General features: G+C 71.9%; 21 protein-coding genes. 2 read left to right on the forward strand and 19 right to left on the reverse strand.

Annotated elements, in window-relative coordinates; genetic code table 11:
- Positions 1-39 precede the first annotated feature (39 nt).
- Genes aspS through AB0F71_RS08910 form a run of 3 tightly spaced genes read right to left on the reverse strand, consistent with a single transcriptional unit; the run spans position 40 to position 3,808 of the window.
- Positions 40-1,830, reverse strand: coding sequence for an aspartate--tRNA ligase (gene aspS / locus AB0F71_RS08900; RefSeq protein ID WP_360230099.1), 1,791 nt, complete (start codon positions 1,828-1,830; stop codon positions 40-42).
- Complete coding sequence (gene hisS, locus AB0F71_RS08905; protein WP_360230101.1) at positions 1,827-3,089, reverse strand: histidine--tRNA ligase; 1,263 nt, start codon at positions 3,087-3,089, stop codon at positions 1,827-1,829. Before hisS ends, aspS begins: the two co-directional genes overlap by 4 nt.
- 11 nt (positions 3,090-3,100) lie before the next feature.
- The gene (locus AB0F71_RS08910; protein WP_360230103.1) at positions 3,101-3,808 is read right to left on the reverse strand and encodes an MBL fold metallo-hydrolase; all 708 of its coding nucleotides are present in this window, start codon (positions 3,806-3,808) and stop codon (positions 3,101-3,103) included.
- 237 nt (positions 3,809-4,045) lie between these two features.
- Between AB0F71_RS08910 and AB0F71_RS08915 the strand changes: the two genes are divergently transcribed.
- The gene (locus tag AB0F71_RS08915; RefSeq protein WP_360230105.1) at positions 4,046-4,888 is read left to right on the forward strand and encodes a peptidylprolyl isomerase; all 843 of its coding nucleotides are present in this window, start codon (positions 4,046-4,048) and stop codon (positions 4,886-4,888) included.
- A gap of 265 nt (positions 4,889-5,153) precedes the next feature.
- Positions 5,154-6,383: a DUF349 domain-containing protein gene (locus tag AB0F71_RS08920; RefSeq protein WP_360230107.1), complete on the forward strand. Its 1,230-nt coding sequence runs from the start codon at positions 5,154-5,156 to the stop codon at positions 6,381-6,383.
- A 108-nt stretch (positions 6,384-6,491) separates the two neighbouring features.
- Here AB0F71_RS08920 and AB0F71_RS08925 read toward each other — a convergent pair whose 3' ends face one another.
- The 16 genes from AB0F71_RS08925 to pgsA all read right to left on the reverse strand — a co-directional run bounded on the left by AB0F71_RS08925 (position 6,492) and on the right by pgsA (position 22,479).
- A complete protein-coding gene (locus AB0F71_RS08925; RefSeq protein ID WP_360230371.1) occupies positions 6,492-8,906 on the reverse strand; it encodes a bifunctional (p)ppGpp synthetase/guanosine-3',5'-bis(diphosphate) 3'-pyrophosphohydrolase in 2,415 nt (804 codons plus the stop codon).
- 192 nt (positions 8,907-9,098) lie between these two features.
- The gene (locus AB0F71_RS08930; RefSeq protein WP_360230109.1) at positions 9,099-9,650 is read right to left on the reverse strand and encodes an adenine phosphoribosyltransferase; all 552 of its coding nucleotides are present in this window, start codon (positions 9,648-9,650) and stop codon (positions 9,099-9,101) included.
- Positions 9,651-9,679: 29 nt separating this feature from the next.
- Positions 9,680-10,780: a protein translocase subunit SecF gene (gene secF, locus AB0F71_RS08935; protein ID WP_360230111.1), complete on the reverse strand. Its 1,101-nt coding sequence runs from the start codon at positions 10,778-10,780 to the stop codon at positions 9,680-9,682.
- Positions 10,781-10,784: 4 nt separating this feature from the next.
- The gene (gene secD, locus AB0F71_RS08940; RefSeq protein ID WP_360230373.1) at positions 10,785-12,545 is read right to left on the reverse strand and encodes a protein translocase subunit SecD; all 1,761 of its coding nucleotides are present in this window, start codon (positions 12,543-12,545) and stop codon (positions 10,785-10,787) included.
- A gap of 237 nt (positions 12,546-12,782) precedes the next feature.
- The gene (gene yajC, locus AB0F71_RS08945) at positions 12,783-13,202 is read right to left on the reverse strand and encodes a preprotein translocase subunit YajC (RefSeq protein WP_360230113.1); all 420 of its coding nucleotides are present in this window, start codon (positions 13,200-13,202) and stop codon (positions 12,783-12,785) included.
- Between the two features lie 260 nt (positions 13,203-13,462).
- Entirely contained in the window at positions 13,463-14,533 is a 1,071-nt protein-coding gene (gene ruvB, locus AB0F71_RS08950; RefSeq protein ID WP_360230115.1) for a Holliday junction branch migration DNA helicase RuvB, read from the reverse strand.
- A gap of 61 nt (positions 14,534-14,594) precedes the next feature.
- The gene (ruvA, locus tag AB0F71_RS08955) at positions 14,595-15,206 is read right to left on the reverse strand and encodes a Holliday junction branch migration protein RuvA (RefSeq protein WP_360230117.1); all 612 of its coding nucleotides are present in this window, start codon (positions 15,204-15,206) and stop codon (positions 14,595-14,597) included.
- Positions 15,203-15,775, reverse strand: coding sequence for a crossover junction endodeoxyribonuclease RuvC (gene ruvC, locus AB0F71_RS08960; protein ID WP_360230119.1), 573 nt, complete (start codon positions 15,773-15,775; stop codon positions 15,203-15,205). The genes ruvA and ruvC overlap by 4 nt, the downstream gene beginning before the upstream one ends.
- Positions 15,776-15,938: 163 nt before the next feature.
- Positions 15,939-16,697 carry a YebC/PmpR family DNA-binding transcriptional regulator gene (locus AB0F71_RS08965; protein WP_360230121.1) on the reverse strand — a complete coding sequence of 253 codons (759 nt, stop codon included), beginning with the start codon at positions 16,695-16,697 and terminating at the stop codon, positions 15,939-15,941.
- A gap of 89 nt (positions 16,698-16,786) precedes the next feature.
- Positions 16,787-17,404, reverse strand: a complete 618-nt coding sequence (pdxT, locus tag AB0F71_RS08970; protein WP_360230123.1) for a pyridoxal 5'-phosphate synthase glutaminase subunit PdxT — start codon at positions 17,402-17,404, stop codon at positions 16,787-16,789.
- A 96-nt stretch (positions 17,405-17,500) separates the two neighbouring features.
- Positions 17,501-18,412 (reverse strand): pyridoxal 5'-phosphate synthase lyase subunit PdxS, encoded by a 912-nt coding sequence (gene pdxS / locus AB0F71_RS08975; RefSeq protein WP_360230125.1) that lies wholly within the window; start codon positions 18,410-18,412, stop codon positions 17,501-17,503.
- Between the two features lie 128 nt (positions 18,413-18,540).
- Complete coding sequence (locus AB0F71_RS08980) at positions 18,541-19,086, reverse strand: hypothetical protein (protein WP_360230127.1); 546 nt, start codon at positions 19,084-19,086, stop codon at positions 18,541-18,543.
- A 43-nt stretch (positions 19,087-19,129) separates the two neighbouring features.
- On the reverse strand, positions 19,130-19,498 hold the full coding sequence (locus AB0F71_RS08985) for an isomerase (protein WP_360230128.1): 369 nt from the start codon (positions 19,496-19,498) through the stop codon (positions 19,130-19,132).
- A gap of 137 nt (positions 19,499-19,635) precedes the next feature.
- Positions 19,636-20,811 carry a glycosyltransferase family 4 protein gene (locus AB0F71_RS08990; RefSeq protein ID WP_360230130.1) on the reverse strand — a complete coding sequence of 392 codons (1,176 nt, stop codon included), beginning with the start codon at positions 20,809-20,811 and terminating at the stop codon, positions 19,636-19,638.
- 41 nt (positions 20,812-20,852) lie between these two features.
- Positions 20,853-21,815, reverse strand: coding sequence for a phosphatidylinositol mannoside acyltransferase (locus AB0F71_RS08995; protein ID WP_360230132.1), 963 nt, complete (start codon positions 21,813-21,815; stop codon positions 20,853-20,855).
- Positions 21,816-21,831: 16 nt separating this feature from the next.
- Entirely contained in the window at positions 21,832-22,479 is a 648-nt protein-coding gene (pgsA, locus tag AB0F71_RS09000; RefSeq protein ID WP_360230134.1) for a phosphatidylinositol phosphate synthase, read from the reverse strand.
- Positions 22,480-22,558 lie beyond the last annotated feature (79 nt).

A 22,558-nucleotide genomic window follows, 5' to 3' on the forward strand; every position in this document is an offset into this window, starting at 1 on the left:
CGTCCGGGGCCGTTGCAGGTTAGCGCGTATGACGAGGCGTCAGCTCTTGGGCTGCGCCTCGGACTTGGCGTCCTCGCGGACCTTGGGCTGGGCGTCCACGCCGGCCTCGCGGCGCTGCGCCGGGGTGATCGGGGTCGGCGCGCCGGTCAGCGGGTCACCCCCGGTGGACGTCTTCGGGAAGGCGATGACGTCGCGGATGGTGTCGTAGCCGCCGAGCAGCGTGACGATCCGGTCGAGGCCGAAGGCGACCCCACCGTGCGGCGGCGGGCCGTAGTTGAAGGCGTCCAGCAGGAAGCCGAACTGCGAGGCCGCCTCCTCCTCGGAGAGGCCGATCGCGTCGAACGCCCGCTTCTGGACGTCGCGCTGGTGGATACGGATCGAACCGCCGCCCAGCTCCGAGCCGTTGAGGACCAGGTCGTAGGCGTTGGACAGGGCCGAGCCCGGGTCGGTGTCGAAGGTGTCCAGCGACTCCGCGGTCGGGGCGGTGAACGGGTGGTGCACCGCGTGCCAGCCCTGGAACTGGCCCTTGTCGTCCTCGATCGGCTCGAACATCGGGAAGTCGACGACCCAGAGGAAGGCCCACTGGGACTCGTCGATCAGGCCGCAGCGGCGGCCGATCTCCAGGCGGGCGGCGCCGAGCAGCTCCTGCGAGGGGCGCTCCTTGCCGGCCGCGAAGAAGACCGCGTCGCCGTTCTTGGCGCCGGCCGCGGCGGCGAGGCCGGCCAGGTGCTCCTCGGAGAGGTTCTTGGCGACCGGGCCGCGCAGCTCGCCGGTCTCGGCGTCGATCAGCACGTAGGCGAGGCCCTTGGCGCCGCGTGCCTTGGCCCAGTCCTGCCAGGCGTCCAGCTGCTTGCGCGGCTGCGAGGCGCCGCCGGGCATGACCACGGCACCGACGTACGGGGCCTGGAAGACGCGGAACTCGGTGCCCTTGAAGTACTCGGTGAGGTCGGTGAGTTCCTGGCCGAAGCGGACGTCCGGCTTGTCGGAGCCGTAGCGGCCCATGGCGTCCGCGTAGGTCATCCGCGGCAGCGGGTTCGGGATCTCGTAGCCGTGGACCTCGCGCCAGATCGAGCCGACGATCTTCTCGCCGAGGGCCAGGATGTCCTCCTGGTCGACGAAGGAGGCCTCGATGTCCAGCTGGGTGAACTCCGGCTGGCGGTCGGCGCGGAAGTCCTCGTCGCGGAAGCAGCGGGCGATCTGGTAGTACCGCTCCATGCCGGCCACCATCAGCAGCTGCTTGAACAGCTGGGGCGACTGCGGCAGCGCGTACCAGTGACCGGGCTGGAGGCGGACCGGGACGAGGAAGTCGCGGGCGCCCTCGGGGGTGGAGCGGGTGAGGTACGGCGTCTCGATGTCGAGGAAGTCGTTCTCCTCCATCACCCGGCGGATGATGTTGTTGACCTTCGAGCGCAGCCGCAGGCCCTTGGCCGGGCCCTCACGGCGCAGGTCCAGGTAGCGGTAGCGCAGCCGGACCTCCTCGTTGACCGTGCCCGGCTCGTACTCGGCGACCGGGAACGGCAGCGGGGCGGCCTCGGAGAGCACCTCGATGTCGCTGACGACGACCTCGACCGCGCCGGTCGGGATGTCCGGGTTCTCGTTGCCCTCGGGGCGGACCCGGACGTCGCCGACGACCTTGACGCAGTACTCGGCGCGCAGGCCGTGCACCGAGTCGAGGTCGCGCACCACGATCTGCACGGTGCCGGAGGCGTCGCGCAGGTCGATGAAGGCGACGCCGCCGTGGTCGCGGCGGCGGGCGACCCAGCCGGCCAGGGTGACGGTGGTGTCTGCGTGCTCCGGGCGGAGCGTGCCCGCGTCGTGCGTGCGGATCACAGCTGCTTCTCCTTCAAGGTGGTGACGAGTGCGTCGAGGGCGACGGGGGACTGCTCTCCGGTGCTCATGTCCTTGAGCTGGACGACGCCCTCGGCGAGGTCCCGGTCACCGGCGATCAGGGCGAAGCGGGCGCCGGACCGGTCGGCGGACTTCATGGCGTTCTTGATGCTCTTGACGCCGAAGGCGAGGTCGGTGGCGACGCCGGCCCGGCGCAGCTCGATCACCTTGGCGAACAGCAGGTTCTTGGCCTCCTCGCCGAGCGCGACGGCGTAGACGGAGGTGGCGGCCGGCAGGTCGAGGACGACGCCCTCGGCCTCCAGGGCCAGGTAGGTGCGGTCCACGCCGAGCGCCCAGCCGACGGACGGCAGCGCCGGACCGCCGATCATCTCGGACAGGCCGTCGTAGCGGCCGCCGCCGCCGATCGCGGACTGGGCGCCGAGGCCGTTGTGCACGAACTCGAAGGTGGTGCGGGTGTAGTAGTCCAGGCCGCGGACCAGCTTCGGGTCGTCGACGAAGGCGACGCCGGCGGCGGTGAGCAGCTCGCGCACCTTCTCGTCGTACGCCTTGCACTCCTCGCACAGGAAGTCGCGCAGCATCGGCGCGCCGACCAGCTGCTCCTGCACCGACTCGCGCTTGTCGTCCAGCACCCGCAGCGGGTTGATCTCCGCGCGGCGGCGGGTGTCCTCGTCCAGGTCCAGGCCGGAGAGGAACTCGATCAGGGCGGCGCGGTAGACCGGGCGGCACTGCTTGTCGCCGAGGCTGTTGAGCAGCAGCGAGTAGTCGCTCAGCCCCAGCGCGCGGAAGGCGTCGTCGGCCAGGATGATCAGCTCGGCGTCCAGCGCCGGGTCCTCGGCGCCGATCGCCTCGGCGCCGACCTGGGAGAACTGGCGGTAGCGGCCCTTCTGGGCGCGCTCGTAGCGGTAGTACGAGCCCGAGTACCAGAGCTTGACCGGCAGGTTGCCCTGCTTGTGCAGGTTGGCCTGGAGCGCGGCGCGCAGCACCGAGGCGGTGCCCTCGGGGCGCAGCGCGAGCTCGTCGCCGCCCTTGGTGGTGAGGGTGTACATCTCCTTGGAGACGATGTCGGTGGACTCGCCGACACCGCGGGAGAACAGCTTCACGTCCTCGAAGACCGGGGTCTCGACGTAGCCGTAACCGGCCCGGCGGGCGGGCGCGGCGATGCGCTCGCGGATCGCCAGGAAGGTCGCGGAGCTGGGGGGCAGCAGGTCGTAGGTGCCCTTGGGGGCGGTGAAGGTGCTCAACTTCTCTTCCGTCACATTCCTCGTCGCGGGAAAGCCGGGGCGCCGGCCGCCCCCGCTGCCTGTCGGAGGTAGGGGTTGGTGGCGCGCTCGCGGCCGATGGTGGTCTGACCGCCGTGGCCGGAGAGGACCACGGTGGAGTCGTCGAGGGGCAGGCACACCCGGGCCAGCGAGCGCATGATCGCTTCGCCGTCGCCGCCCGGGAGGTCGGTACGCCCGATGGAGCCGGCGAACAGCAGGTCGCCCGAGAACAGCACCGGGGGGAGGTCCTCGGCACCGGGCGTCCGGAAGGTCACCGACCCCCCGGTATGGCCCGGGGCGTGGTCCACGGTGAGCCGCAGGCCGGCCAGCTCCAGCACGCTGCCGTCGGTGAGCTCGCGCACGTCGTCGGGCTCGCCGACGGTGAGCTCGCCCATCAACTGGGTGCCCAGGGAGCGGCCGAGCGCCTTCTCCGGGTCGGACATCATGTACCGGTCCTCGGGGTGGATCCAGGCCGGGACGCCGCGGGCGCCGCAGACCGGGACCACCGAGGCAACGTGGTCGATGTGGCCGTGGGTGAGCAGGACGGCGACGGGCTTGAGCCGGTGCTCACGGATGAGCTCCTCGACGCCCTGCGCGGCCTGGTGCCCGGGGTCGACGATGACGCACTCCTCGCCCGCCGCCGGCGCGACCAGGTAGCAGTTGGTGCCCCAGGCTCCAGCGGGGAATCCGGCGATGAACACGCGCGTCCTTCGGGTGTGTGCGGCGGTGGGCTGCGGTGGCTACCAGTAGTGATGACGTAAGGGAAGCCTACCGGCGGTCCGGGTCCGGTTGCGAACCAGATAGGCGGCGGCGGGCCGGGCCATGACAGGTTCACCGCGTCCTTACGGGCCCGGTCCCTACACTTGGCCGCCGATGGGTGCGATGATCCGCTCCGGAACCCATCCACTTTTCCCGCACATGCTCAGGAGACACGGCCGGTGGTCAGCAGCGAACAGCGGCGGCGGCAGCTCGCCCGCGAGAAGTACGAGCGCCAGATGAAGCGCCGCGCCGAGGCGGCGTCCGCCCGCAGGCGCCGCAACACGATCCTGGGCGCCTCGCTCGCGGTGGTGGTCCTGGCCGGCGGCGGCGGGCTGTTCGCCAGCGGCGCGTTCAGCTCCGACAAGGACAAGAGCACCTCGGCCGCCACCACCCCGCAGGCCGCGCCGAGCCAGGGCGACCCGACCAAGGCCGACCCGGCCGCCACCCCGACCCGCAAGCCGGTCGAGGGCTGCGCCGCCCCGGCGCCGGGCTCGCCCAACGGCAAGCAGTTCAAGGCCGAGCCGGCCATGTCGGTCGACCAGGGTGCCTCGTACACCATGTCGCTGGACAGCAACTGCGGCAAGGTCACCATCGCGCTGGACGCGGCCAAGGCCCCGCACACCGTGAACTCGTTCAACTTCCTGGCGGGCGAGCAGTACTTTGACCACACCAAGTGCCACCGGCTCACCACCGACGGCATCTTCGTGCTCCAGTGCGGCGACCCGACGGCCAAGGGTTCGGGCGGCCCCGGCTACCAGTTCGCGGACGAGAACCTGACCGGCGCGACCTACCCGGCGGGCACCGTGGCGATGGCCAACGCCGGCCCGGGCACCAACGGCAGCCAGTTCTTCCTGGTGTACAAGGACACCCAGCTGCCGCCGAACTACACCCCGTTCGGCAAGATCACCGGCGGCCTGGACGTGGTCCAGAAGATCGCCGCCGCGGGCACCCTGGAGGGCGCCGGCGACGGCCACCCGATGGCCGACGTCACCCTCAACTCGGTTACGGTGTCCAAGGGTTGACCGGCCCAGGGACCACCGGCGGCGGGCGCGCGGAGCGCCCCCCGCCCGGTCCCGGACCGAAATCGCCCGGCCCGGATGCGGACAGCACCGGTCCTGGTCGCCTATGTTGGCGTTGTATAGGGTGCCCGGACCCGCCTAGCCGTCACCCTCGGCAGCAAGGCACGGCGGACGGGGACGGCGGACTCATCGGTCCGCCGCACATCAACTGTGGACGACGGTCGTGCGCCGCCCCGGCGCGGGCGCGACGTCATGTGGAGGACGCGCTATGAGCAGCGACCCGTGGGGCCGTGTGGACGAGCAGGGCACGGTGTACGTCAGGACGGCCGACGGCGAACGCGTCGTGGGTTCCTGGCAGGCCGGCTCGCCCGAGGAGGCCCTCGCCTACTTCGAGCGCAAGTACCAGGGCATCGAGGTGGAGATCGGCCTGCTGGAGAAGCGGGTGCGCACCACCGACCTGGCCGCCAAGGACGCCCAGACCGCGCTGGAGCACCTCCGTGCCCAGGTGACCGAGGGACACGCGGTCGGCGACCTGGACGCACTGGCCAAGCGCCTGGACACGCTCAGCGGTGAGATCGAGAGCCGGCGGGAGGAGCGCAAGGCCGCCCGCGCCAAGGCGCAGGACGAGACCCGCACCGCCAAGGAGGCGCTGGTCTCCGAGGCCGAGCAGCTCGCCGAGTCCACCCAGTGGCGGGAGGCCGGGGACCGGCTGCGCGCCCTGGTGGACACCTGGAAGGGCCTGCCGCGGCTGGACCGCAAGAGCGACGACGAGCTGTGGCACCGCTTCTCGCACGCCCGCTCGGTCTTCTCCAAGCACCGCAAGGCGCACTTCGCCACCCTGGACGCCGAGCGCGAGCAGGCCCGGCAGACCAAGGAGGCGCTGGTCGCCGAGGCCGAGGCGCTCTCCTCGTCCACCGACTGGGGTAGCACCGCGGCCGCCTACCGCGACCTGATGGCGCGCTGGAAGTCCGCCGGCCGGGCGCAGCGGGACGTCGAGGACGAGCTGTGGGCGCGGTTCCGCGGCGCCCAGGACGTGTTCTTCCAGGCCCGTTCCGCGGTGTTCAGCGAGCGCGACGCCGAGCAGGTGGAGAACCAGAAGCTCAAGGAGGCGCTGGCCGCCGAGGCCGAGGCGATCCTGCCGATCACCGACCTCAAGGCCGCCAAGGCCGCGCTGCGCGAGGTCAACGAGCGCTGGGAGGCCATCGGCCACGTCCCGCGCGACATCCGTCCGAAGCTGGACGGCCGGCTGAACGCGGTCGAGCGGGCCATCCGCGAGGCCGAGGACGCCGAGTGGAAGCGCTCCAACCCGGAGGCCAAGGCCCGCGCGGCCGGCATGGTCGGACTGTTCCAGGCCAAGGCCGACAAGATCCAGGCCGACCTGGACAAGGCCCGCGCGGCCGGCAACAGCAGCCGGATCGCCAAGCTGGAGTCCGAGCTGTCCGGCGTGCAGACCCTGCTGGAGCAGGCGCACAAGAGCCAGGAGGAGTTCAGCGGCTGATCCGGCCCGCTGAACGGCGATGGCCCCCGGGGTGCTCCCCGGGGGCCTTCCTCATGCGCCGGTCCTCACGCGCCGCGCCTCATGCGCCGGGCCTCCTCGCGCCGGGCCTCACTTGCGGGCGGAGGTGACCCGGTAGACGTCGTACACGCCCTCGACGCCGCGGACCGCCTTGAGCACGTGGCCCAGGTGCTTCGGGTCGCCCATCTCGAAGGTGAAGCGGCTCATCGCCACCCGGTCCCGGGAGGTCTGGACCGCCGCCGACAGGATGTTGACGTGCTGGTCGGAGAGCACCCGGGTGACGTCCGAGAGCAGCCGGGAGCGGTCCAGCGCCTCGACCTGGATGGCCACCAGGAAGACCGAGGACTGGGTGGCCGCCCACTCGACGTCGATCATCCGCTCGGGCTGCTGGCTCAGCGACTCGACGTTGACGCAGTCGGCGCGGTGCACCGAGACGCCGTTGCCGCGGGTGACGAAGCCGACGATCGGGTCGCCCGGCACCGGGGTGCAGCAGCGGGACAGCTTGACCCAGACGTCCTCGACGCCCTTGACGATCACGCCCGGGTCGCCCTTGGCCCGGCGGCGCACGGCCCGCCGGTTGTCGTGGGTCGGGGTGGCCGTCTCGGCGAGGTCCTCGGTGGCCCCCTCCTCGCCGCCCAGCGCCTGGACCAGCTTCTGGACGATGTTCTGCGCGGCGACGTGCCCCTCGCCGATGGCGGCGTAGAGCGAGGAGATGTCGGGGTAGCGCATCTCGTGGGCCAGGGTGACCAGCGAGTCGCCGGTCAGGATCCGCTGGATCGGCAGGCCCTGCTTGCGCATCGCCCGGACGATCGCCTCCTTGCCGTGCTCGATCGCCTCCTCGCGGCGCTCCTTGGAGAACCAGGCGCGGATCTTGTTGCGGGCGCGCGGGGACTTGACGAAGCCCAGCCAGTCCCGGGAGGGTCCGGCGTTCTCGGCCTTGGAGGTGAACACCTCGACGGTGTCGCCGTTCTCCAGCGTCGACTCCAGCGGCACCAGGCGGCCGTTGACCCGGGCCCCTATGGTCCGGTAGCCGACCTCGGTGTGCACCGCGAAGGCGAAGTCGACCGGGGTGGCGCCGGCGGGCAGGGCTATCACGTCACCCTTGGGGGTGAAGACGAAGACCTCGTTGCTGGCCAGGTCGAAGCGCAGCGACTCCAGGAACTCGCCCGGGTCGGCGGTCTCCTTCTGCCAGTCCAGCAGCTGCCGCAGCCAGGCCATCTCGTTGACGGCGCCGGCCTTGTCGTCCTTGCGGACCTGGGTCGGGGTGTCGGTGCGGACCTTGGAGGCCCCGGCGACGGCGCGCTGCTTGTACTTCCAGTGCGCGGCGATGCCGTACTCGGCCCGCCGGTGCATGTCGAAGGTGCGGATCTGGAGTTCGACGGGCTTGCCGCCGGGACCGATCACCGTGGTGTGCAGCGACTGGTACATGTTGAACTTGGGCATCGCGATGTAGTCCTTGAACCGCCCCGGCACCGGGTTCCACCGCGCGTGGATGGTGCCCAGCGCCGCGTAGCAGTCGCGGACGGTGTCGACCAGGACCCGGATGCCCACCAGGTCGTAGATCTCGGCGAAGTCCCGGCCCCGGACGATCATCTTCTGGTAGACCGAGTAGTAGTGCTTCGGCCGGCCGGTGACGGAGGCGGTGATCCGGGCGCCGCGCAGGTCCGCCTGGACCTGGTCGATGACGGTCGCCAGGTACTCGTCCCGCTTGGGGGCGCGCTCGGCGACCAGCCGGACGATCTCGTCGTACATCTTGGGGTAGAGGATCGCGAAGGCGAGGTCCTCCAGCTCCCACTTGATGGTGTTCATGCCCAGCCGGTGCGCCAGCGGGGCGTAGATCTCCAGCGTCTCGCGGGCCTTCTTCTCCTGCTTCTCCCGCTTGAGGTAGCGCATGGTGCGCATGTTGTGCAGGCGGTCGGCGAGCTTGATCACCAGGACCCGCGGGTCCTTGGCCATCGCGACGACCATCTTGCGGACGGTCTCGGCCTGCGCGGCCTCGCCGAACTTGACCCGGTCCAGCTTGGTGACGCCGTCGACCAGCAGGGCCACCGAGTCGCCGAAGTCCTTGCGCAGGGTCTCCAGGCCGTAGTCGGTGTCCTCGACCGTGTCGTGCAGCAGCCCGGCCATCAGGGTCGGGGCGTCCATGCCGAGCTCGGCCAGGATGGTCGCGACCGCCAGCGGGTGGGTGATGTACGGGTCGCCGCTCTTGCGCTTCTGCCCGCGGTGCCACTTCTCGGCGACGGCGTAGGCGCGCTCGATGTCGCGCAGCAGCGCCGGGTCGGCCTTGGGGTCGTTCGCCCGGATCGAGCGGAACAGCGGCTCCAGGACGGGGTTCAGCACGCTGGAGCGCTGGCCGCCGAGGCGGGCCAGCCGGGCGCGCATCCCGCTGCCGGAGCCGCGGCCGAGCGGGGCGAGCTGGCGCGAGGAGGCCGGCGTCGGGCGTGCCGGGGTGGCCCCCGAGGGCGTGGGGCGGTTCTCGGGGGCGGCCGCTGCGGCCGTGGGCACAACCTCGTCGGGCAAGGACACTCCTCGGGGCACCGGGGCCGACCCCCGCCGAGGCCCGTGCGGTCCGGGCACAACCGGGAGGGGATGAATCTTCATGGTACCGAGCCGGGCGGCCCGGTGTTCATCGGGCCGGGCCCGAAAGCAGAAGGACGGCGATCGGATGATCCGACCGCCGTCCTTCCGTCCTGCCTCTCAGACCGTGACCAGCGTCTCCAGCGGCGCGTCGCCCAGGTGCCCGGACAGCCGCTCGCGGCCGTCCAGGAAGCCCAGCTCCATCAGCACCACGACGCCCGCCAGCTCGGCGCCGGCCTCCTTCACCAGGTCCAGCGAGGCACCGATGGTGCCACCGGTGGCCAGCACGTCGTCCACCACCAGCACCCGCTCACCGGGCGCGAAGGCGTCGCACTGCACCTCCAGCGTCGCCGAGCCGTACTCCAGCTCGTACGAGCGCCGGAACACCTCGCCGGGCAGCTTCCCGGCCTTGCGGACCGGCACGAAGCCGAGCCCGGCCGCGAAGGCCGCCGGAGCCGCCAGCACGAAGCCGCGCGCCTCCAGGCCCACCACCTTGGTCGCCCCGAGCTCCAGCGCCCGGTCCGCCAGCGCCCGGGTGAGGGCGCCGAAGGCCTCGGCGTCGGCGAGCAGCGGCGCGATGTCCTTGAACAGCACACCCGGCTTCGGGTAGTCCGGGACGTCCCGGATCCGGCTGTTCAGCAGCTCGGCCAGTGCGGTGTCGGCGGTGGTCACGGTGTTCTGTCCTCAGGGTCGGGTGCGGTTCAGCGCTTGGTGGACGGACGGCCCTTGGCACGCGTGGTGCCGGCCGACCGGCCGCGCTGACCGACCATACCCGCAGGCTGGTCGTCCTCCGCACCCTCGTCCGACGCCGTCGCATCGGCGGCCTCGCCCTTGGCCGCCGCGGCGGCCCGGTGCTGCAGGACGCGCTTGCGCAGCGCCTTCATCTCCGGCTGCTCCTCCTTGAGCTGCGCCAGCAGCGGGGTGGCGACGCAGATCGAGGAGTAGGCACCGGCCGCGAGGCCGATGAACAGCGCGAGCGAGATGTCGTTCAGGGTGCCGGCGCCCAGCAGGCCGCCACCGATGAACAGCAGCGCGGCGACCGGCAGCAGCGCCACCACGGTGGTGTTGAGCGAGCGCACCAGGGTCTGGTTGAGGCCCGCGTTGGCCGCCTCGCTGTAGGTGAGCTTGTTCTGCTTGGTGATCCCCTTGGCGTTCTCCTTCACGGTGTCGAAGACGACGACCGTGTCGTAGAGCGAGTACCCGAGGATGGTCAGGAAGCCGATCACCGTACCGGGGGTGACCTCGAAGCCCACCAGGGCGTAGACGCCGATGGTGATCAGGAGGTCGTGGATGAGGGCGACCAGGGCGGCCACCGCCATCCGCCACTCGAAGGCGATCGCCAGGTAGACCGTCACCAGGACCATGAAGACGACCAGGCCGGTGAGCGCCTTGTTGGAGATCTGCTTGCCCCAGCTGGGGCCGATCACCTGGGCCTCGACGGTGTCCAGCGGCACGCCGAGCTTCTGCGAGAGCTGCGAGCGGATCTCGTCCGAGCTCTTCGTCTCGTCGGTGCTGACCTGGATGCGGATCTTGTCGTTGTCCGTCGACTGCACCAGCGGGTGCGAGGAGACGATCCCGTCGGCGGTGTCCTGGGCCTGGGAGACCGTCAGGCCCGGCTTGGTCACGGTGTAGACCGAGCCGCCCTTGAACTCGATGCCCAGGTGCAGGCCCATCGCCAGGCCGATCGCCGCGACCAGCACGATCACGCCGGAGATCGAGTACCAGAGCTTGCGGCGGCCGACGAAGTCGAAGCTGACCTCGCCCTGGTAGAGCCGGTGACCCAGATTGGAGAAGCGCGACACGGTGTCAGGCCTCCTTCACGGCGGCAGAGGAGGGGTTACGACGACGGGTGCTGCGCAGCGGCGGGCGGGCGCCCAGCCGCTTCGGGTCCAGGCCGGACCACGGGTGGCCGTCGGAGAAGAACTTCCGCCGGGCCAGCAGCGTGATCATCGGCTTGGTGAAGAGGAAGATCACCACGACGTCCAGCGCGGTGGTCAGACCCAGGGTGAACGCGAAGCCCTGGACCTTGCCGACCGAGACCACGTAGAGCACCGCGGCACAGAGGAAGGAGACGAAGTCCGAGACCAGGATGGTGCGTCGGGCCCGCGGCCAGGCCCGCTGGACGGCCGGGCGCAGCGGGGCGCCCTCGCGGACCTCGTCGCGGATGCGCTCGAAGTACACGATGAAGGAGTCGGCGGTGATGCCGATCGCGACGATCGCACCGCAGACCGCGGGCAGGTTCAGCGCGAAGCCGATCCCGCCGCCGAGCAGGCTCATGATCGAGTAGGTCAGGGCCGCCGAGACGACCAGACCGGCGATCGAGACCAGGCCGAGGCCGCGGTAGTAGATCAGCGAGTAGGCGACCACCAGCAGCATGCCGATCGCGCCGGCGACCAGACCCGCCTTGAGCTGGTCGCTGCCGAGCGCCGGGGAGACGGTGGTGACGTCGCCCTTGTTGAACTCCAGCGGCAGGGCGCCGTAGCTCAGCACATTGGAGAGGTCCTGCGCCTCGGCCTGGCTGAACTGGCCGGTGATCACGGCGCTGCCGCCGGGGATCGGGCCGTTGACCTGCGGGTGCGAGACGACCTGGTTGTCCAGCACGATCGCGAACTGGTTGTTCGGCGGGGTCTGGGAGGCGAGCTGGCCGGTGACCTTGGTGAAGGCGTCGGTGCCGGTGCCGTTGAACTGCAGCTGGACCTGCCAGCCGGCACCCGTCTGGGTGTCGAGGCTGGGCTGGGCCTTGGAGACGTCCGAGCCCTTGACCGCGACGGGGCCGAGCGCCAGCTTCTCGTAGTAGCCGCCCTTGACGGGCTTCTGCGAGCAGACGACGACGGCCTTGTCCACGGCGCCGGTCTGCGCCGCGCGCTCCTCCGGCTTGGTGCAGTCGAGCTTGGCGAACGCGGCGGCCAGCTCCGGCGGCACGGTGCCCTGGGTCATCGCCGCGGACACGTCGGCGGCGCTCGGCTGGGTGGCCTGGGCGCTCGGGGTGCCCGAGGCGGACGGGGCGGCCGACCCGGTGGCGGGGGCGGACGGGGTGCCGCTGACGCCCGTGGCGGCGGCGCTCGGGGAGGAGCCCTCGGCGGCCAGGGCCTCACCGACGGAGCGGCCCTGCTTGGTGGCGCTCGCACTGGCGGACGCGGTGGGTGCGTGGCTCGCGGAGCCGCTCGCACCGGCCGTGGGGGTCGCGCTGCCCGACGGGGCGGCGCTCGGGGTGCCCGAGGCGCCCGCGGACGGGGTGCCGGTGGGCACGGGCGGGGTGAAGCCGCTCGGCGCGACCGCCAGGACCGGACGGAAGAACAGCTGGGCGGTGGTGCCGACCTGGTCCGCCGCGTTCTGCTTGTCGCCGCCCTTGGAGATGTTCACGATGATCGTGTCCGAGCCCTGGGTCTGGACCTCCGCCTCGGAGACACCCATCCCGTTGACGCGGCGCTCCATGATCCCGACGGCGATGTCCATGTTCGCCTTGTTGATCGCCTTGGGATCCTTCGACTTCGCGGTCAGCGTGATGCTGGTGCCGCCTGCGAGGTCGATACCGAGCCGGGGCTTGGTGTTGCCCGTCCCGAACATGAGGGCGACCAGTCCGACGGTGACGACCAGGATGAGGGCCAGCGCCCGCCCTGGGTAGCCGTCGCGCGGGCGCGACTTGGGTGTTGCCACCTTGCTCGTTTCTCCCTGTCCATGCCACTTCGCCGACCGGACCCCCGTCCGGCTCGTGGCGGAACGGGGGCATGGCGGGTCTGCGGCCCTGAGGTCCTGTGGGCTCGCGGCACTGCGCCGCGCGACCGGGCGGGTTGCCCGGCCGTACTACTTGCTCGCGGGAGCCCCGCCCTCGACATCCCCCTTGACATCGCCCTTCTCGGCGCTGTCCTTGGTGAGCGTCAGCGGCTTGTCCTCGACCGGCGCGGCGTCGGCGTCCTCGGCCTCCGGCTCGGACAGCTCGTCGTCGGCGGGACGACCGTTGATGATCGCGTCGTACTCCTGGGGGTCCAGGACGGCCGCGATGGCGCTCTTCGTGAAGTGGGAGACCACGCCGGGCGCGAGCTCCAGCTCGACGGTCTCGTCGTTGACCGCCTTCACCTGGGCGTACAGGCCGCCGATGGTGCGCACCCCCGCCCCGGGCTCCAGCGACGTCTGCATCTGCTGCATCTGCGACTGGCGCTTCTTCTGCGACCGGAACATGAGCACGATCGCGATGATCGGGAGGAGGAGGATGATGAGGTTCACAGCAGCCAGGGTCCTTTACGGGCCGCCGGCCGGCGGCCTGTGTGGTATGGGTCGGCCCGTCAGGTGAGAGGGGCGGTCCGGCGGAGTCTAGGCGACCCCGAACTGATCGGACAACGCCAAGCATCGCATCCTGCCGCCGAAAGTGGCGACCCTCCGCCTGCACCGATTCCCGGGACTTCTCCCCTGCCCCCTCCCCGGGGCACCGCACCGGGGAGGGGTGGGAACCGACGGCCAGGTCTCACCCGTTCGGCCGAGAGCGGTCAACTTCCGTCCGGCCGGAACAGCTCCGGCTGGGGCGGCACGCTGCCCCGAGTGGTCTGGACCGGCGGGGTCAGGCCCAGGTGCTGCCAGGCGGCGGCGGTGGCGATCCGGCCGCGCGGGGTGCGGGCGAGCAGGCCCTCGCGGACCAGGAAGGGCTCGGCCACCTCCTCGACCGTCTCGGCCTCCTCCCCCACCGCGACGGCGAGGGTCGACAGGCCGACCGGGCCGCCGCCGAACAGCCGGAGCAGTGCGTCCAGCACCGCGCGGTCCAGCCGGTCCAGGCCGCGGGCGTCCACCTCGTAGACGTCCAGCGCCCGGGCGGCGATCCCGGCGCTGACCACGCCGTCGTGCCGGACCTGGGCGTAGTCGCGGACCCGGCGCAGCAGCCGGTTGGCGATGCGCGGGGTGCCGCGCGAGCGCCCGGCGATCTCGGCCGCACCGGCCGGGTCTATCTCGACGTCCAGCAGCGCGGCCGAGCGGTGCACCACCCGCTGGAGCTCGGCCGGGGCGTAGAACTCCATGTGCCCGGTGAAGCCGAAGCGGTCGCGCAGCGGCGGCGGCAGCAGCCCGGCCCGGGTGGTGGCGCCGACCAGGGTGAAGGGCGGCAGCTCCAGCGGGATGGCGGTGGCGCCCGGACCCTTGCCGACGATCACGTCGACCCGGAAGTCCTCCATCGCCATGTAGAGCATCTCCTCGGCGGGCCGGGACATCCGGTGGATCTCGTCGAGGAAGAGCACCTCGCCCTCGGTGAGCGAGGAGAGGATCGCCGCGAGGTCCCCCGCGTGCTGGATGGCCGGGCCGGAGGTGATCCGGATCGGGGCGCCCAGCTCGGCGGCGATGATCATGGAGAGGGTGGTCTTGCCCAGTCCGGGCGGGCCGCTCAGCAGCACGTGGTCGGGCGCGCTGCCGCGCTGGCGGGCCGCCTGGAGCACCAGGGACAGCTGCTCGCGCACCCGCTCCTGGCCGATGAACTCGTCCAGCGCCTTGGGGCGCAGCGCGGCCTCGACCGCCTGGTCCTCGCCGTCGGCGGCGGCGGTCACCAGCCGGTCGGCGGGTTCCGAGTCGTACATCCTCGCGGGCTCCAGAGTCTCCGGTGTCGGTGTCGACAAACGGACAGGTCGTCAGGTGGATTCAGCGGGCGCGGTTGAGGCCGCGCAGGGCCAGCCGCAGCAGGGCGCCGACGTCCGGCGTCTGCTGGGCCTCCGCCTCCGGGGCGACGGCGGCGACCGCGTCGTCCGCCTCGCGCGGGGCGTAGCCGAGGCCGGTCAGCGCGGCGTGCAGCTGCTCGCTCCACGGCGCGGGGCCGGCGGCGATCGGCTTCTGCGCGGGCACCGCGCCGTGCGGGGCGCCCAGCTTGTCCTTGTACTCCAGCAGCAGCTTGGCCGCCTTCGCCTTGCCGATGCCCGGCACCGCGACCAGCGCCTTCTCGTCCCCGCCCGCCACCGCGGCGCGCAGCGCGTCGGGGCTGTGCACGCCCAGGATCGCCTGCGCCAGCTTGGGGCCCACGCCGGGCGCGGCCTGGAGGATCTCGAACACGGCCCGCTCGTCGTCGTCGGCGAAGCCGAACAGGGTCAGCGAGTCCTCCCGGACCACCAGCGAGGTGGCCAGCCGGGCGGGCTCACCGAGCCGCAGGCCGGCCAGGGTGTTCGGGGTGCACTGGACGGCCATGCCGACCCCACCCACCTCGACCACCGCGATGCCGGAGGCGATGGCCGCCACCGGTCCTTGCACGAAGGCGATCACCGACTACTGCCTTTCACGGAGAAGGGGCGGCCCTGCGCGGGCCCGGAGCGGGCGGCCTGGGCGGCGGCCTGGGCCGCGGCCTGCAGCCGGTTGGTCGTCCCGCCGCGCCAGATGTGGCAGATCGCCAGCGCCAGCGCGTCGGCCGCGTCCGCGGGCTTGGGCGGGGCGTCCAGCCGCAGCAGGCGCTGCACCATGGCCGTGACCTGGGCCTTGTCCGCCCGGCCCGAGCCGGTGACGGCGGCCTTGACCTCGCTGGGGGTGTGCAGGGTGACCGGGATGCCGCGCCGGGTGGCGCAGAGCATCGCGACCGCGCTCGCCTGGGCCGTGCCCATCACGGTGCGGACGTTGTGCTGGGCGAAGACCCGCTCGACCGCGACCAGGTCGGGCCGGTGCTCGTCCAGCCAGCTCTCCAGCCCCTGTTCCACCAGCAGCAGCCGCTGCCCGATCTCGGCGTCGGCCGGTGTGCGCACCACGCCCACCCCGGCCATCCGCAGCGGCCGGCCCGGCGTGCCCTCGACCACACCGACCCCGCACCTGGTCAGCCCCGGGTCAACACCCAGCACCCGCACGCCACGCCCCGTCCCTCGCCGATCCGCCACTCACGGCGAGCGGCCTTCGCGAAGGCTACCGCCCGGGTCCGACAACCCCGCCGACGACACCGGCCCGGCGGTCCTGGGACCACCGGGCCGGGCAGTGAGAACGATCACTCACCGACGTACGGGCGACGCCGGGTCACTCGGAGTCGAGCTGCGCGCCGACCTCGTCGGAGATGTCGAAGTTGGCGAAGACGTTCTGCACGTCGTCGCTGTCCTCCAGCGCGTCGATCAGCTTGAGGATCTTGCGGGCGCCCTCGACGTCCAGCTCGACCTGCATGCTCGGGAGGAAGTTGGCCTCGGCCGAGTCGTAGTCGACACCGGCGTCCACCAGCGCGGTGCGCACGGCGACCATCTTGGAGGCCTCGGAGACGATCTCGAAGGAGTCGCCGAGGTCGTTGATCTCCTCCGGCTCCTGGTCGAGGACGACCTCGAACAGCTTGTCCTCGTCCACGCCGTCGGCCTTGGGGACGATCACGACGCCCTTGCGGTTGAACAGGTACGACACCGAGCCCGGGTCGGCCATCGAGCCGCCGTTGCGGGTCATCGCGACGCGCACGTCGGAGGCCGCGCGGTTGCGGTTGTCGGTGAGGCACTCGATCAGGACGGCGACACCGTTCGGGCCGTAGCCCTCGTACATGATGGTCTGGTAGTCGGCGCCGCCGGCCTCCAGACCGCCACCGCGCTTGACGGCGCGGTTGATGTTGTCGATCGGGACCGAGCTCTTCTTCGCCTTCTGGATGGCGTCGTAGAGGGTCGGGTTGCCCGCCGGGTCGGGACCGCCGGTACGCGCCGCCACCTCGATGTTCTTGATCATCTTGGCGAAGAGCTTGCCGCGCTTGGCGTCGATCACGGCCTTCTTGTGCTTGGTGGTAGCCCACTTAGAGTGGCCGGACATCGCCAGCTCCTTTACGTCGCCAAATGGAAATGAAACAGCTGAGATCTTACCGGTGTCGTCACGGGTGGGACGCACACGGCCACCACCGCCTAGCGGGCGGCGAGGTGCTCCTCGACCATCCGCACGAAGTAGGCGTGCACGCGGTGGTCGCCGGTGAGCTCCGGGTGGAACGAGGTGGCCAGCAGGTTGCCCTGGCGCACGGCCACGATCCGGCTCTCCGGGCCGTCGGCGCCGGGCAGCTCCGCCAGCACCTCGACGCCCGCGCCGACCGCCTCGACCCAGGGGGCGCGGATGAAGACGCCGTGCACCGGCTGCTCCTCCAGGCCCTTGAAGGCGAGGCCGGACTCGAAGGACTCGTTCTGCCGGCCGAAGGCGTTGCGGCGCACCGTCATGTCGATGCCGCCGACGCTCTCCTGGTCCTCGCGGCCGTCGAGGATCTTGTCGGCCAGCATGATCATTCCCGCGCAGGTGCCGTACACCGGCATGCCGGCCGCGACCCGCTCGCGCAGCGGCTCCATCACGCCGAACAGCAGGGCCAGCTTGGACATGGTGGTGGACTCCCCGCCGGGGATCACCAGCGCGTCGACCTCGGCCAGCTCCTCGGCGCGGCGCACCGGACGGGCCAGCGCGTCGGCCTCGGCCAGCGCCACCAGGTGCTCGCGGACGTCGCCCTGGAGGGCGAGGACGCCGATGACTGGAGTGCTCACGGTCTTCAACCTCTATCGATCGTTACTACGGAAGGACGCGGCGCGGCCCGCCGCACACCGAGGCGCTGCGGCGGGCCGGGCGAAGGGCGGAGGTGGTTACCAGCCGCGGTTGGCGTAGCGCTCGGTCTCCGGCAGGGTGTCGCAGTTGATGCCGACCATGGCCTCGCCCAGGTTGCGGGAGGCGTCCGCGATGATCTTCGGGTCGTCGAAGAAGGTGGTGGCCTTCACGATGGCGGCGGCACGCTTGGCCGGGTCGCCCGACTTGAAGATGCCGGAGCCGACGAAGACGCCCTCGGCGCCCAGCTGGCGCATCAGCGCGGCGTCGGCCGGGGTGGCCACGCCACCGGCGGAGAACAGCACGACCGGCAGCTTGCCGAGCTCGGCGACCTCCTTGACCAGCTCGTACGGGGCGCGCAGCTCCTTGGCGGCGGCGTACAGCTCGTTGTGGTCCAGTGCCCGCAGCTGGCCGATCTCGTTCTTGATCTGGCGCAGGTGGCGGACGGCCTCGACGACGTTGCCGGTGCCGGCCTCGCCCTTCGAGCGGATCATGGCCGCACCCTCGGCGATGCGGCGCAGGGCCTCGCCCAGGTTGGTGGCGCCGCAGACGAAGGGGGTGGTGAAGGCCCACTTGTCGGAGTGGTTGACCTCGTCGGCCGGGGTCAGCACCTCGGACTCGTCGATGTAGTCGACACCCAGCGACTGCAGGACCTGGGCCTCCACGAAGTGCCCGATGCGGGACTTGGCCATCACCGGGATGGAGACCGCCTCGATGATCTCCTCGATCATGTTCGGGTCGGACATGCGGGCCACGCCGCCGTCCTTGCGGATGTCGGCCGGAACCCGCTCCAGCGCCATGACGGCCACCGCGCCGGCGTCCTCGGCGATCTTCGCCTGCTCGGCGTTGACCACATCCATGATCACACCGCCCTTGAGCTGCTCGGCCATGCCGCGCTTGACCCGGGCGGTACCGATCTGCGGCTGGTCTGCGGTGGTGGGGGTGGTGGACACGTGAGACCTCACTCGAAGATTAACCAGTGCTATCGCCCTATGGTAGGCAGATCGGATGGCCCAACCATGCGCCACCAAGTCCAGCCCGGACGACGGGATGCGACAAACGGGCCGTATCCGAGGACAGCCTAAGCAGGCGCTCCCTCGGGCGTAAGGGCGGGCGGCGGGGCGTCGTCCATCTCGAAGGCCAGCGGGAACGGCGCCTTGCCCGCCAACCGGAAGTACCGCACCAGCCGGTGCTCCCGCACCGCCCGCGCCGCCCGCACCGCGTCGTTGTGGAACCGGCGGGCCATCGGCACCCGCCGCACCGCGGCCGTCAGATCACGAACCGCCTCGTCGCCCCCCGGCTCCGCGACCAGCGCCGCCACCTGCTCCGACTCCTCGAACACCGCCCGCAGCGCCAGGCTCAACTGACTCTCCGCCACCTCGCGTTGCTCGTCCTCGGCCTGCCGGGCCGCGTGCGCCGCGTCCAGCAGCAGCAGCGAGGCCGCCGGGTCCAGCAGCGAGGACGTCGCCAGCTCCATCGCCACCGACGCCCGCCGGACCAGCTGCGCGTCCAGCGCCGCCCGCGCGGCGTCGATCCGGGCGTGCAGCCGGTCCAGACGGCCGGCCGTCCAACTCAGGTACATGCCGAACAGCACCACGGCCACGCCGGCCCAGATCCAGGTAGTCACGGTCCGCTACGTTACCGGGTGTCACCGGCCGACCCGCCCGGTGTCAGCCCTGGACGACTCCGCCGCGGTAGCTCTCCCGGTCGATGTCCGCGATGTTCACCGCGGTGAACAGCCGCGTCCCCGGCGCCGGCCGCACGTGCTGCGCCAGCAGCGCCAGCACGCCCTCGCTCAGCGCCGCCTTCGCCTCCGGCGTACGGCCCGGGAACACCTGGAACTCGACGTACACCTGGGCGTCGCCCACCGGCCCGTCGGAGCCGACCACCAGGTCCTCGCTCTGCCGGAACAGCGTCTTGCAGGACCCCGGCTTGGCGTCGATCGTCTCCTCCGCCAGCCGGTTGATCGCCAGGCCCAGCGCCCGGCGCTCGAAGGACCCGGCCAGGCCGGACGAGTAGTCGACGGAGATCTGCGGCATCGTTTCCCCCAGGGGTCACAGTGGTGCGGTCGGCCCGACCCTAACCCCACCGACACCGGGCGCCACGCACGCCCCGGCCGTCAGTCCCGAGCCAGGCCGAACCGGCCGCGCCGCCTGTGACTCGCTCCTCGCTTTCGTCACCGGCGCGTCCTTCGGCTCGGAGCGCTGCGCTCGTCCTCCTCGACCACCGCCGCCGCCCCGGCCGTCACCGTCTCGTACACCGCCAGGATGTCCGCGCCGACCGTCGACCAGTCGAACCGCCGCACGTGCCGCGAGGCCGCCTTGCGCAGCTCCTCCAGCCGCCCCGGGTCCCCCAGCAGCCGCAGCGCCGTACGGGCCAGCGCGTCCGCGTCCTCCACCGGGAACAGCTCCCCGGCGTCCCCGCCGTCCAGCACCTGCTTGAACGCGTCCAGGTCGCTGGCCAGCACCGGGGCGCCCGCCGACATCGCCTCGACCAGGATGATCCCGAAGCTCTCGCCCCCGGTGTTCGGCGCCACGTACAGGTCCACGCTGCGCAGCAGCCGGGCCTTCTCCCGGTCCGAGACCATGCCCAGGAACTCCACCTGCGCGCGCACCTCGGGCGCCAGGCCGGCCACCGCCTCCTCCTCGTCGCCCTTGCCGGCGACCAGCAGCCGCACCCCCGGCCGCTCCGCCAGGATCCGCGGCAGCGCCGCCAGCAGCGTCGGCAGGCCCTTGCGCGGCTCGTTGATCCGGCCGATGAAGCCGATCGTGCCCGGCTCCCCCGCCGCCGCACCGCCCGTCCACCGCTCGTCCGGCTCGGCCTCCGCGAAGAACCCCACGTCCACCCCGTTGGGGATCACCACCGCGTCCCCGCCCAGGTGCTCCACCAGGGTCCGCCGGGCGTACTCCGACACCGCGATCCGGGCCCGCATCTTCTCCAGCCCCGGCTGGAGGATCGGCGAGGCCGCGATCATCGCCCGCGAGCGCGGGTTCGAGGTGTGGAAGGTGCCCACCATCGGCCCGGTCGCCGACCAGGCCGCCAGCATCGACAGGCTCGGCGAGGCCGGCTCGTGCACGTGCAGGATGTCGAAGCGCCCCTCGCGCAGCCACCGCCGCACCCGGGCCGCCGACAGGATGCCGAAGCTCAGCCGGGCCACCGACCCGTTGTACGGCACCGCCACCGCCCGCCCCGCCGAGACCACGTACGGCGGCAGCGCCTCGTCGTCCTCGGCGGGCGCCAGCACCGACACCTGGTGCCCCAGACCGATCAGGTGCTCGGCGAGGTCCCGGATGTGGAACTGCACCCCGCCGGGGACGTCCCAGTCGTACGGGCAGACGATGCCGATCTTCACGGGTTCCTCAAGCTTCCTTCGGGCAGTCGTACGGGCCGGACTCAGGCGCCGGAGGCCTCGGCGGCGGGCTCCTTCGCGGCGGCGCGCACCGCCGCGGACTCTCCCCGCACCGTCTCACGGGCCGGCAGGTCGGCCAGCCAGAACTTCTGCAGCATGTGCCAGTCCTGCGGGTGCTCGCCGATCCCCTTCTGCCACACGTCGGCCATCGCCTGGGTCATCGCCAGCGTCCGCGCCTTGCGGTCGCCCTCCTCCGGCACCCGCACCTCCGGGTGGATGACCCCCCGCAGCACCGGACCGTCGTACCAGAGCGTCACCGGCAGCAGCGCCGCGCCGGTGCGCTGGGCCAGCGCCGCCGGCCCGGCCGGCATTCGGGTCGCCTCACCGAAGAAGGACACCTCGATCCCCGCCTCCGAGAGGTCCCGGTCCCCCACCAGGCACACCAGCTTGCCCGCGCGCAGCCGCCGCGCCAGCGTGCCGATCACGTTCACCCCGCCGCCGGACAGCGCCAGGACCTCCATGCCCTGCCCCTCCCGGAACTCGACGAACCGGTCGAACAGCCGCTCCGGCTTCAACCGCTCCGCGACCGTCGTGAAGGGGTGGCCCAGCTGCGCTATCCAGGTGCCCGCCAAGTCCCAGTTGCCCATGTGCGGCAGCGCCACCACCGCGCCCCGCCCGGAGTCCAGCACGTCCCGCAGGTGCTCGTAGCCGTCCACCTGGACGTCCCGCAGGACCCGCTCCCGGCTCCACACCGGCAGCCGGAAGGATTCCATCCAGTACCGCAGGTAGGAGCGCATCCCGGCCCGCGACAACCGCCGCAGCGCCGCCTCGTGCAGGCCCGGACGCACCCGGCGCAGGTTCGCCTCCAGCTGCCGCACCCGCGGCCCGCGACGACGCCAGGCGTAGTCCGCCAGCCGGTCGAACAGCCACCGCGCCACCGGCTCCGGCAGGTGCTTCAACACCGCCCAGCCCAGCGCGTACGCCCAGTACACCAGTCGGTCCGTCACCGCAGAACGCCCCCCATCAGCTCCCGGCCGCCGCTCGGTCGGCCTCGAACGCCTCACGGCGCACGGTCACCATCCGCTGGACCACCGTCACCAGGCTGCCCGCCGCCACCAGCCACAGCGCCACCGGCAGCAGCCACTCCACGTACGGCACCCCGAACACGTGCAGACCGGCCACCCCGGCCGCCACCAGGCTGATCACCAGCCGCTCGGCCCGTTCCACCAGCCCCGACACGTCGCACGGCAGGCCCTGGCTCTCCGCCCGCGCCTTCGTGTACGACACCACCAGGCCGCTGGCCAGGCAGAAGATCGCCACCGCGCAGAGCAGGTCGTTGTCACCCTTGCCCGCGTACCACATGGCCAGACCGCCGAAGATCGCCGCGTCCGCGACCCGGTCCAGCGTGGAGTCCAGGAAGGCGCCCCACTTGCTGGTCCGGCCCAGCTGGCGGGCCATGTTCCCGTCCACCAGGTCCGAGAAGATGAACAGCGTGATCGTGATGGTGCCCCAGAAGAACTCCCCGCGCGGGAAGAACACCAGCGCACCGGCCACCGAACCGGCCGTACCGATCAGCGTCACGGCGTCCGGGCTCACGCCCAGCCGGATCAGGAACGCGGCGAACGGGGTCAGAACACGTGTGAAGAAGGCACGCGCGTATTTGTTGAGCATGGCCTTCCCAGCCGCTCCGATCTCCCAGGTACCCGCCTGGCGCAACAGACGCGGCAGACGGCCGGACGAATGAGCCCGC

This window comes from Kitasatospora sp. NPDC028055, from assembly GCF_040637885.1.
Classification (GTDB): domain Bacteria; phylum Actinomycetota; class Actinomycetes; order Streptomycetales; family Streptomycetaceae; genus Kitasatospora.